Origin of the sequence: Capnocytophaga sp. oral taxon 380 str. F0488 (assembly GCF_000318255.2) — a bacterium.
Lineage (GTDB): Bacteria > Bacteroidota > Bacteroidia > Flavobacteriales > Flavobacteriaceae > Capnocytophaga > Capnocytophaga ochracea.
Map to the genome: position 1 here is coordinate 1 of NZ_KB291207.1, position 10432 is coordinate 10432.

The following is a 10432-nucleotide window of genomic DNA, read 5'->3' on the forward strand; positions in this document are numbered from 1 at the left end:
CTTTGCCAAAGTTTGAAACTTTGGCAAAGTTGATTAGTGGTATTATTGACATTTACTCCATTTGCTAATCTGCTAATTTCCTAATTCTCTCATTTCCTAATTTCCTAATTTTTACCGCTCTTTTGGCATTTTTGGTATTATCAGTATTATTCCCTATCTTTGCACCATAAATAAACAAACTAATGGAAAACAACAGACAAAAGAAAATAGCAGGCATTATTCAAGAAGAATTAGCCAAAGTGTTGCAGCAATCCATACGCGATGCAGGGCAACAAAACCTACTCATCTCGGTAACCAAAGTAAATGTAACAATCGATTTATCAGTAGCCAAGGTGTACCTCAGTGTATTCCCAGAAGCAAAGGCAACTGAGGTACTCAAAGGCGTAACCTCCAATGCGCCCCTCATCAAGCACGAACTGTCGCAAATCACCAAACACCAATTCCGTCGTATGCCCGAGTTGTATTTTTATATCGACGATTCTTTGCAATATATCGAAGGTATCGAGCAATCCCTCAAAGAGGAAGAAAACCCCATCGAAAACCGAGACTTACTCTACAAAAGAAAAATGACGTAAAAATATTAAAAATAAAAGTTTGCTAATTTAACCTGCAAAAAATGGAAAACCAAAAAGGAGAAATCTTATTCTATCAGCGAGAAGATGGTTCAGCCCAAATAGATGTAAGACTTGAAGAGGATACCGTATGGCTTACACAACAATTAATGGCTGAGCTTTTTAACACTTCCAAACAAAATATAAGTTTACACATTCAGAATATATTTGAAGAAGGAGAACTTATACCCGATTCAACTGTCAAGAAATTCTTGACAGTTCAAAAAGAAGGTACCCGAGATGTTAGAAGACAATTAGATTATTATAATCTTGATATGATTATCTCTGTTGGCTATCGGATAAAAAGTAGTATTGCTACTCGCTTTCGCCAATGGGCAACACAACGACTGAAAGAATACATCATAAAAGGTTTTACGATGGACGATGAGCGCCTCAAAGGCAATGGAGGAGGTGATTATTGGAAAGAACTACTCAATAGAATTCGCGATATTCGTTCAAGTGAAAAAGCTTTATACCGCCAAGTGTTAGATTTGTATGCTACCAGTAAAGATTACGACTCTAAAAGTGAAACAACCCTCACTTTTTTCAAAGTAGTACAAAACAAACTGCATTACGCCAGTAGCCTGCAAACTTCAGCTGAACTCATTTATAACAGAGCTGATAGTACCAAAGATTTTATGGGACTCACTACTTTTAAAGGAGCATTACCTACTTTGAACGAAGCTAAAATCGCTAAAAACTATCTCACTGAAGAAGAATTATTCCGTCTAAATCGTCTTGTTTCAGCTTTTTTTGATTTGGCTGAACTTAAAGCACAAACACAAAGTCCTATGTATATGCAAGATTGGGTAGATGAATTAGATAAATTTTCAGCCAATTATGGCAAAGGCGTATTAAAAGGAGCGGGATCTATTAGTCACGACGAAGCCGAGAAAAAAGCAACACGAGAATACCGCACTTATGAAGCCAGAACCCTTTCACCTATTGAAGAATCATATTTAGAGAGTTTAAAAGTATTAGAAAAGAACACAGCTAAATTATTAAAGAAATAAAATGCTTTTAAAACAATTATTACAAGAGAAAGAAACAAAGCTAAAGGGCGGTATTTATCACCGCACTCAAATAGATTTTTGCTATAATTCCAATCATATAGAAGGTAGCCAACTCACACACGAGCAAACGCGCTATATTTTCGAAACCAATACCATTGGCATTACAGAACAAGCGGTAAAAATTGATGATATTCTCGAAGCTATTAATCATTTTAAAGCTTTTGATGCAATGTTGGAATGCGCTACTGAACCTCTTACCCAAGAGATGATTAAAACCTTTCACGGCATTCTCAAAGCAGATACTTCCGATAGCAATAAAGATTGGTTTGCCATAGGCGACTATAAGAAACTACCTAACGAAGTAGGAGGCAATGCCACCACTCTGCCTGAAAATGTAGAACAGGAAATGACCGCTTTGTTAGCCGATTACCACCAAAAACAAACCAAAACCTTTCGTGATTTGGTCGATTTTCATTGGCGTTTTGAAACCATTCACCCCTTTCAAGACGGCAACGGACGCATAGGGCGTTTGTTGCTCTTTAAAGAATGTTTAGCTAACAACATAGTTCCTTTTATCATTACCGAACAACTCCGTTGGTTCTACTATCGCGGGCTACAAAATTGGCAACAAACAGAAGGCTTTTTGCTCGACACTTGCTTAACAGCACAAGATGAGTACAAGGCAGTAATGGCGTATTTTAGAATTTGCTAATTCCCAAATTTTGCCATTTTGCTAATTACTCCATATCTTTGCACTTTTCATTAACCACTAACCATTAATCACTAATCATTAACAATGACTTCAATTTTCTACATAGCAAGGCGTTATATGTTCGCCAAAAGTTTGCAGAACGTTATCAACATCATCAATAGGGTTACGGCTTTTGTGGTGGTGTTGGGTGGTGCAGCCCTCTTTATTGTGCTCGCCGGCTTTGCAGGTCTCAAAAACTTTACGCTTTCCTTCTCCTCTACTTTCGACCCCGACCTAAAAGTGTTTCCTAAAACAGGCAAATACCTATCACTCACCAATCAAGATACGCTCAAATTAAGCCAACTCTCATCGGTAGCTCACTTTACCAAAGTGTTAGAAGAACAGGTGTTTCTCACTCACAACCAAAAAAACCACATCGCCTATATCAAGGGAGTAGATGCTGAGTATCCCAAAGTAAACGATGTCGATAGTATCCTCGTGCTGGGCAATTGGGAGCTCTCACCTCCCAGTGTGATAGTAGGCGCTACTATTTTCAATAATCTCGGTTTAAATCTCCTCGATGGTTCTTCCCCTCTACAAATAGTAGTTCCCAAGGCAGGCAAAGGCAGTATCCTAAACGACCCAATGCCCTACCGTCAAGCCTTTTCAGTAGTACAAGGCATCTACCAACTCACGGAAGAATTAGATAAGAAATACGTATTTTCATCCTTAGACGAAGCCCAATTCTTATTGGGGCTAAGTAAGGGGCAGGTCTCAGCGATAGAAGTGAAATTAGCCCCCAATGCTAATGAAAAGCAAGTTGCCGAACAGCTCTCACAACTCTTTCAAGAGCCTGTAGTAGTGAAAAACCGCGCACAGCTAAACGATGCGCTTTACCGTATGCTCAATACCGAAAATATAGCTGTGTATCTGATTTTCATCTTGGTACTCATCATTGCACTTTTCAACCTCGTAGGTGCTATCATTATGATGATACTCGACAAGAAAGACGACCTGCAAACGCTCTATGCGCTCGGTATGAACGAAAAACAAATGCGACAGATATTCTTCTGGCAAGGCACTATGGCATCGGTAATCGGCGCTCTGATAGGTATTGCCTTAGGCGTTGCGGTAGTCCTTTTACAACAACATTTCGAGTTTGTAATGATAAGCCCTACCTTAGCCTACCCTGTCGCTATTACTCCTTTAAATGTACTCATTGTATTGGCTACCATTGTAGTTTTGGGCGTTTTAGCCTCATTAGTAGCTTCCTCACGAGTACGAGTAAAATAAAAGGAAACAGGAGACCTTCTTTTTTTGGCGCAATTATTGCAGGACAATCACACACCCAATGATTTTTGAAAATGAATTTAATAATAGACGAAGGTAATACGTCCATAAAAGTAGCGCTGTTCAAAAAAGGAATACAAACATTCTTTCTTTCCTTTGCCAAAGAGGGTTTTCAAGAATCTTTTTTAAGCAAAGTACCTTTAAACGAGGTAACTCATTGCATCATCGCTTCGGTGGTAACTGGGGTTAAAGAGCGTTTCTCTTTCTTAGAACAACTCCTGCCAGATGTGTTATACCTCACAGCTGAAACCCCTGTGCCTTTCGTCAATAAGTATGCAACCCCTCACTCGTTAGGTATCGACCGTTTGGCTCTGGTAGCAGGTGCGGTGACACGTTTCCCCAACCGCAACGTACTCATTATCGATGCGGGAACCTGCATTACTTTCGATATAGTTACCGATAGAAAAGAGTACCTCGGGGGAGCTATCGCCCCAGGCATAGCAATGCGCCTAAAAGCGATGCACCATTTTACTTCCAAACTGCCATTAGTATCCGAACAGTTTTTTGATACTGAACAGTTTATAGGAAATACTACCGAAAGCTGTATGCTCTCAGGTGTCTATCACAATGTGGTGTGTGAAATCGAGGGAGTGATTAAAAAATACGAAGCAAAATTCCCTTCGCTTATCTCTATTTTAACAGGGGGTAATCAAAATTATTTGCAAGAAAGAATAAAAAATCAGATATTTGCAGGCTCATACGTGTTGCTCGAAGGGCTCAATGCCATCTTAGAATATCAAACAAAAGAAGGAGAGGCACACGTTACTAATATTGGATAAATATTTATGAACAAGAAACTAATCACACTTATTAGTGCTTTATTTACAGCCGTTTACGTGAGTTTTGCGCAACAAACTACTGAGTCGCCTTACTCTTTTTACGGAGTCGGTGAACGCAATTTTAACGGTATAGCCGAGGAAAGTGCTATGGGCGGAATTGGTGTTTATGCCGATTCTACTCGTATCAATATGCAGAATCCTGCCTCACTTTCACACTTAAAATTCACCGCTTTTTCAGCCGGATTTACAATGCAAAGCAAAAATATTGTTACAAATGAAACAAAAATAGGTACTAAATCCTCCGCCTTCGATTATTTTACACTCGGGTTCCCTATTCTCGAAAACTTTGGGGTATCGTTTGGGTTGGTGCCTTACTCATCAGTAGGTTATAAACTGAAGCACACCACAAGTGAAACAGTAAACCAGTTTGAAGGAAAAGGAAATGTGAATCAGTTTTTTCTTTCCTCTGGGGTAAAGATATTCGGCGGATTCAGTTTAGGAGCTTCTTTCCGTTATAACTTTGGAACCATTGATATGACCGACCTCTTGCAACAAAAAGATGTACAATTCTATACCCAAGAGTTTAGCAAATCACGCCTAAAAGGAGGTGCTTTTAACTTAGGTTTGTATTACGAAGAGACTTTGAAACACCGCTTGCGTTTGTATACCTCATTGGTATATACACCACAAAGCAAACTGTCTTCTGAAAACCAACGCAATATCTCTACCTTAGGCTATGTAACAGGAAATAACAGGCGTTCCGCACCACAATTGGCAATACGCGAAACACATGCTTTAGATTTAGAAGCCTTAGGGCTCAAAAATACCTCACTCACCTTACCCACTCAAATAGAGTTTGGATTAGGTTTAGGAGAACACCAAAAATGGTTTACAGGGATTGAATATACCTATGCCAATACAAATGCTTTTTCAAATCCGTTCCTTACTACCACCAATGTCAGTTATACCGACGGATACAAAATAGCCTTAGGAGGTTTTTGGATTCCTAACTACAATTCCTATTCAAGTTACTGGAAAAGAGTAACCTACCGTATAGGTTTGCGCTATGAAAATACAGGAATTGTGCTCAATAACGAAAACATAAACGACTTTGGCACGTCTTTTGGACTTAGTTTACCCGTAAAAGGATTTTCAAATCTTACCCTTGTGGGAGAATACGGCATAAGAGGTACTACCTCAGCCAATTTAGTAAAGGAAAATTATTTCAACTTAAAAATAGGTTTCACTTTAAACGATAAGTGGTTCCAACGAACAAAATATCAATAAAAAACAAACAAAGAATGAGAAGAAGAATTTTATTAGCCACAGTAGTTGCAAGTTTCTTTTATGCTGCCTATGCACAAGCACAAGATTGCAAAAACAACGAAGAATTAAAGCAAAAACTCTCTATATTTAGTGAGTATGCCAAAGCCAAAAATTACAAAGAGGCTTATCCTGTATGGAAGGAAGTATATACCCAATGCCCTTCTTTACACTATGCTACCTTTGCCTATGGCGAACGCATCTTGCAAGACAAAATGAATACAACCACAGGTGCTGAAAAGACTCAAAATGCCAAAGAATTGTTACAACTCTATACCGATTATAACAAAACATTCCCTGCACGTCTTTCAGCTACTGAAATGCGTATTCGTCAAGCCCTCTTGATGTTCGATGAAAAAATAGGAACCGATAAAGAGATTTACGACCTTTTGCACAAAGCCTTTACCGAAGATAAAGCTAACTTTAAAAACGAAAAGGCTCTGTACTTGTACTTCTCTGAATTAGTTTCTTTACACGAAAAAGGACAAAAAGAATTGCAAGAAGTATTCGATGCTTATGACAACGTATCCGATAAAATTCAAGACGAAAAGAATGAGCTTTCTGAAACTATCAACAAGTATTTAGCTCAAGAAGAAGCAGGTACTCTTAGCGAAAAAGACAAAAGGCTCTTGGACGGTTGTCGTAAACGCGTAGATAACTACGAAACTATTGCAGAGAGTGTAGATGCTAAACTCGGTCAGCTTGCTGATTGTAAAAACCTTATTCCTCTTTACACCAAGAACTTTGAGGCAAATAAGAACAATGAAGAATGGTTACGCCGTGCAGCAGGTAAAATGTCCGATAAAGATTGTACCAAAGACCCTCTATTCGTGAAAATCGTAACCTCATTGCACAACGTAAAACCGTCAGCAAACTCAGCTTACTATTTAGGGGTAATGAATGACAAAGCAGGAAATTCTGCCAAAGCTATTCAGTATTACAATGAGTCAGTGAACTTAGAGACAGATAACTTTAAGAAATCAAAATTGCTCATTCGTATCGCCTCTAAACACAGCAAAGCACAAGCGGTTGCCTATGCTCAAAAAGCACTTTCTTACAACCCTTCAAACTCCGACGCTTATCGTATTATGGCGCACGCCTACGCAAGCTCAGCTAATGAATGTGGTAGTACTCCTTTTGAAAAAAGAGCCGTATATTGGTTAGCTGCTAAAACTGCTCGTAAAGGAGGTTTGGAAAGTTTAGCTGCTCGTTACGATGCTTTAGCTCCTTCAAAAGTAGATGTATTTGAATCTGGTTTAGCAGGTAAAAACATTACTTTTAAATGCTGGATAGGACAATCTATCACAGTGCCACGTTTGTAATACATATGAAGGTATTGATTTTAGATATTACGAAAAGTATTGCCGTACTAATGAGTATGGCAATGCTTTTTTCGTGTAATAACGATATGCGCAATCTCCAACAGCTGAGCATTCAAAAGAAATTCCCGCAAGGAGAAGCCTATGATTTTAAACTTGTATACACCGATTCTACTAAGGTGGTTGCTGTTGTTACCAGTAAATTAAATAAAGATTTTACCAATCAGCGTATGCCGTACTCTGAATTCCCAGAAGGGGTGAAAGTAGAGTTTTACGACCAAGCACGACATAAAAATATCGTAGAAGCTAACTACGGCATTATCTATCCGAGCTCCGATATGGTAGAACTGCGCGACAATGTAGTACTCACTACTTATGACGGTAAGAAGCTAAAAACATCTCAGCTCTTTTGGGACCAAAAAGAAGATTGGATTTTTACCGATAGAGAATTTAGTTTTACCGATGAAACTAAAGGTACTGTTACTAATGGTATAGGTATGGATTTCGACAAGAAATTTTCGACTGTAAAAGCGCATAAAACTACAGGTATCTTAGCTATTGAAGATAACGAAGAAGAATAACAATATAAAATAATATGAACGCACGTATATTTTTTGAATATGCCTATTTGGCAATCGCTCTTTACTGTGCCTATGAAGTTTATAACTTGTGGGGCACTGCTGACCGCACTCAGTGGTATTTGTACATCGCCTTTGCTTTGGGAGCCTTGGCAATGTTTTGGTTCAGACGTCAAACCCGACTTAAACGCAAAAAATAATGATTGATATTATTGGTTATGCTGCTTCACTATTTGTGGTGCTCAGCTTTTTGATTAAAGATAATCTTGTGTATATACGCCTTACTAATTTGGTAGGGTGTGCTCTCTTTGTTGTTTACGGTTACTTAATCAATAGTATTCCGGTGATACTGCCTAACAGCTTTTTAATAATAGTACAAATAGTATATATTTGGCGAGAATTGCGCAAGAAGAAATAAAAGAACTTCTTTGCATAATTATTATTTATCTTCATATAAAATCTTTCAATAAAAAACCGTTTCTTCCTATACAAAAACACCCTACTTTTGCACCCGTAAAACAAAACACAATATTATATGTCATTTGTAGGAAAACAATTCCCCAATATCGAAGTGAATGCTATGAGCGACCTTGGGGATACATTCAAAATAAACGTGCTTTCAGAAGCTGTGAACAACAAAAAGAAAGTTCTCCTTTTCTGGTATCCTAAAGATTTTACCTTTGTATGCCCTACTGAACTTCACGCTTTCCAAGAAGCTTTGGCTGAGTTTGAGAAACGCAATGTGAAAGTAATAGGTGCTTCTTGCGATACTCCCGAAGTACACTTTGCTTGGCTCAATACTCCTAAAAACAATGGAGGCATAGAAGGCGTAACTTACCCTATCCTTGCTGATAGCAACCGCAACCTCGCTCGTATTTTAGGTATTCTCGACTCTCGTGAAATTTACGACGAAACAGCTGATGCTTATCTTCTTGAAGGTGATGATGTAACTTTCCGTGCTACTTATCTTATTGATGAAACGGGAAAAGTATTTCACGAAAGCATTAACGATATGCCATTAGGGCGCAATGTAAAAGAATATTTGCGTTTGGTAGATGCTTATACTCACGTACAACAACACGGAGAAGTATGCCCTGCTAACTGGGAAGAAGGTAAAGAGGCTATGCACGCCGACCGCAAAGGAGTAGCCAGCTACCTAGCTTCTCACTAAAAAATAAACAACACTCTTATAGATAACTTGATCATTGTAAGGAACTCATTCTCCCCCTCTTCTCTTTATGAGAGGGGGACGAGAATGAGAAAATCACACACTAAAAAACTCATCACTATTTTATTTTTATAATGACAGAACTTACCCAAGATAACTTGCAAGAAATAATAGCCTCTAACCCTCTTGTATTCGTACAATACGGCGCAGGATGGTGTGGTAATTGCAAGATAATGAAACCAAAGTTTAAAAAGTATGCCAGCGAAACTCCTAATGCTACTTTTATTTATGTAGATGCTGAAGCTTTCGCAGAGTCACGCAAATTAGCCAAAGTAGATAATTTGCCTACCTTCGCTGCTTTTAAAAACGGTACTTTGGTGAACCAAATACAAACGAATAAAGCCGAACTCTTAAAGCAATTTATAGATGAGATTACCGGTAATTAAACACATCGTTAAATTTATTGAGGCAAACGACCAAGATTACGTAAATGAGACGGTAGAAACGCTCGAAAATCTCATTGAATGTGAGCAACTCAAAGATGAGGAGCTAGACGTAATAGGCGAATTGCTCTCCAACTTCTACGGAGCTATCGAGGTGGACAATATGATTAAACAGGGTACTCCACAGAAAGACGCCCTTAACAGCTTTATGAAGCGTGTAGTAGGGTCTATTGACAAGTAAAATTATTATTATTTCTTTCACTAACTAGAAACGAAAGAGCCGTTCAGAGAAATCTGAACGGCTTTTTCTATTTTATATACTTCCGAAGGTAAGGCGAAGAAAGATTAGACCGACGCAACATCAGTTTGAGTTAAAGTAAGCTGTGAAAGCTCAGGAGTTGAGGTATGTTAGAACGTTAAATATTTGTTAAACACTTTGCTTTATATCTCTTTTATAACTACCTTTGTAGGGTAATTTAACTACAAAACGGAATTATTCATTTTAAAAACATATATATTATGAAACAAAGAGTACCTGTATCACAAATTATGAGTAAGGAGTTAGTAACTCTTACTCCTACTCAATCGCTTTATGAGGCTGAGCGACTGTTTAAGAAGCATAATATTCGCCATATTCCTGTGGTAGAAGGAGATAAGCTTATAGGTATCGTAAGCTATTCTGACCTTTTGCGCATTAGTTTTGCTGATATGACTGATGGCGAAGAGGAGGTTACTTCGGTGGTGTATGATATGTATACTATTCCGCAGATTATGGCTAAAACACCTCTTACGGTAAGCGCTGATACCTCGATTAAAGAAGTGGCTGAAATACTAGCCGACCAAAGTTTTCACTCTATACCGGTGGTGGATAATGGCAGGTTAGTGGGGTTGGTTACAACCACTGACCTTATTAAATATCTTTTGGAACAATACTAAGTGTGAACCATACAGACGGTGTGAGCCACAGAGGCGGGAAAAATTAGTAAATTAGAAAATGAGAGAATTAGAAAATGGGGTACGAGCTACAAGCTCGCACCAGCGGAGGGTGTACCCCTAAAAGTGACACATCTGAGGAAGCGGAATGAAACGGAGAAATTCAAAAGGTAGCTGAGAGGAATTTTGGTGAAAAAAGGGTGTAAGAAGGGTGGGGTTAGCTT

14 protein-coding genes are annotated in these 10432 nt (G+C 38.5%); all 14 read left to right on the plus strand.

Annotated features, from left to right (window positions below):
- Positions 1–182 precede the first annotated feature (182 nt).
- The 14 genes from rbfA (at position 183) to HMPREF9078_RS06915 (ending at position 10211) form a co-directional block, all read left to right on the plus strand.
- Positions 183–575: a 30S ribosome-binding factor RbfA gene (gene rbfA / locus HMPREF9078_RS06850; RefSeq protein ID WP_009419969.1), complete on the plus strand. Its 393-nt coding sequence runs from the start codon at positions 183–185 to the stop codon at positions 573–575.
- A 41-nt stretch (positions 576–616) separates the two neighbouring features.
- Positions 617–1624, plus strand: a complete 1008-nt coding sequence (locus HMPREF9078_RS06855; RefSeq protein WP_009419970.1) for a virulence RhuM family protein — start codon at positions 617–619, stop codon at positions 1622–1624.
- A 1-nt stretch (position 1625) separates the two neighbouring features.
- Positions 1626–2336, plus strand: a complete 711-nt coding sequence (locus HMPREF9078_RS06860) for a Fic family protein (protein WP_009419972.1) — start codon at positions 1626–1628, stop codon at positions 2334–2336.
- 117 nt (positions 2337–2453) lie between these two features.
- The gene (locus HMPREF9078_RS06865; protein WP_009419973.1) at positions 2454–3608 is read left to right on the plus strand and encodes an FtsX-like permease family protein; all 1155 of its coding nucleotides are present in this window, start codon (positions 2454–2456) and stop codon (positions 3606–3608) included.
- A 71-nt stretch (positions 3609–3679) separates the two neighbouring features.
- Complete coding sequence (locus tag HMPREF9078_RS06870; protein WP_009419974.1) at positions 3680–4444, plus strand: type III pantothenate kinase; 765 nt, start codon at positions 3680–3682, stop codon at positions 4442–4444.
- A 6-nt stretch (positions 4445–4450) separates the two neighbouring features.
- Positions 4451–5731: a hypothetical protein gene (locus HMPREF9078_RS06875; RefSeq protein WP_009419975.1), complete on the plus strand. Its 1281-nt coding sequence runs from the start codon at positions 4451–4453 to the stop codon at positions 5729–5731.
- A 14-nt stretch (positions 5732–5745) separates the two neighbouring features.
- Positions 5746–7089 carry a tetratricopeptide repeat protein gene (locus HMPREF9078_RS06880; RefSeq protein ID WP_034543159.1) on the plus strand — a complete coding sequence of 448 codons (1344 nt, stop codon included), beginning with the start codon at positions 5746–5748 and terminating at the stop codon, positions 7087–7089.
- A gap of 5 nt (positions 7090–7094) precedes the next feature.
- Complete coding sequence (gene lptC, locus HMPREF9078_RS06885; RefSeq protein WP_009419977.1) at positions 7095–7667, plus strand: LPS export ABC transporter periplasmic protein LptC; 573 nt, start codon at positions 7095–7097, stop codon at positions 7665–7667.
- A gap of 14 nt (positions 7668–7681) precedes the next feature.
- Positions 7682–7864 carry a hypothetical protein gene (locus tag HMPREF9078_RS06890; protein ID WP_009409979.1) on the plus strand — a complete coding sequence of 61 codons (183 nt, stop codon included), beginning with the start codon at positions 7682–7684 and terminating at the stop codon, positions 7862–7864.
- Positions 7864–8082, plus strand: coding sequence for a YgjV family protein (locus tag HMPREF9078_RS06895; RefSeq protein WP_009417104.1), 219 nt, complete (start codon positions 7864–7866; stop codon positions 8080–8082). Before HMPREF9078_RS06890 ends, HMPREF9078_RS06895 begins: the two co-directional genes overlap by 1 nt.
- Before the next feature lie 117 nt (positions 8083–8199).
- Positions 8200–8835, plus strand: a complete 636-nt coding sequence (locus HMPREF9078_RS06900) for a peroxiredoxin (RefSeq protein WP_002674187.1) — start codon at positions 8200–8202, stop codon at positions 8833–8835.
- A 131-nt stretch (positions 8836–8966) separates the two neighbouring features.
- A complete protein-coding gene (locus HMPREF9078_RS06905) occupies positions 8967–9278 on the plus strand; it encodes a co-chaperone YbbN (protein WP_009419978.1) in 312 nt (103 codons plus the stop codon).
- Positions 9259–9516, plus strand: a complete 258-nt coding sequence (locus tag HMPREF9078_RS06910; RefSeq protein ID WP_009419979.1) for a hypothetical protein — start codon at positions 9259–9261, stop codon at positions 9514–9516. Before HMPREF9078_RS06905 ends, HMPREF9078_RS06910 begins: the two co-directional genes overlap by 20 nt.
- 278 nt (positions 9517–9794) lie before the next feature.
- Positions 9795–10211, plus strand: a complete 417-nt coding sequence (locus HMPREF9078_RS06915; RefSeq protein WP_002674193.1) for a CBS domain-containing protein — start codon at positions 9795–9797, stop codon at positions 10209–10211.
- Positions 10212–10432 lie beyond the last annotated feature (221 nt).

Bases quoted from the DNA above. Each gene is read 5' to 3' on its own strand.
- HMPREF9078_RS06865 (WP_009419973.1), top strand. From the start codon at position 2,454: ATGTTCGCCAAAAGTTTGCAGAACGTTATCAACATCATCAATAGGGTT.
- lptC (WP_009419977.1), top strand. From the start codon at position 7,095: ATGAAGGTATTGATTTTAGATATTACGAAAAGTATTGCCGTACTAATG.
- HMPREF9078_RS06880 (WP_034543159.1), top strand. From the start codon at position 5,746: ATGAGAAGAAGAATTTTATTAGCCACAGTAGTTGCAAGTTTCTTTTAT.
- HMPREF9078_RS06860 (WP_009419972.1), top strand. From the start codon at position 1,626: ATGCTTTTAAAACAATTATTACAAGAGAAAGAAACAAAGCTAAAGGGC.
- rbfA (WP_009419969.1), top strand. From the start codon at position 183: ATGGAAAACAACAGACAAAAGAAAATAGCAGGCATTATTCAAGAAGAA.
- HMPREF9078_RS06890 (WP_009409979.1), top strand. From the start codon at position 7,682: ATGAACGCACGTATATTTTTTGAATATGCCTATTTGGCAATCGCTCTT.
- HMPREF9078_RS06895 (WP_009417104.1), top strand. From the start codon at position 7,864: ATGATTGATATTATTGGTTATGCTGCTTCACTATTTGTGGTGCTCAGC.
- HMPREF9078_RS06870 (WP_009419974.1), top strand. From the start codon at position 3,680: ATGAATTTAATAATAGACGAAGGTAATACGTCCATAAAAGTAGCGCTG.
- HMPREF9078_RS06905 (WP_009419978.1), top strand. From the start codon at position 8,967: ATGACAGAACTTACCCAAGATAACTTGCAAGAAATAATAGCCTCTAAC.
- HMPREF9078_RS06855 (WP_009419970.1), top strand. From the start codon at position 617: ATGGAAAACCAAAAAGGAGAAATCTTATTCTATCAGCGAGAAGATGGT.
- HMPREF9078_RS06915 (WP_002674193.1), top strand. From the start codon at position 9,795: ATGAAACAAAGAGTACCTGTATCACAAATTATGAGTAAGGAGTTAGTA.
- HMPREF9078_RS06875 (WP_009419975.1), top strand. From the start codon at position 4,451: ATGAACAAGAAACTAATCACACTTATTAGTGCTTTATTTACAGCCGTT.
- HMPREF9078_RS06910 (WP_009419979.1), top strand. From the start codon at position 9,259: ATGAGATTACCGGTAATTAAACACATCGTTAAATTTATTGAGGCAAAC.
- HMPREF9078_RS06900 (WP_002674187.1), top strand. From the start codon at position 8,200: ATGTCATTTGTAGGAAAACAATTCCCCAATATCGAAGTGAATGCTATG.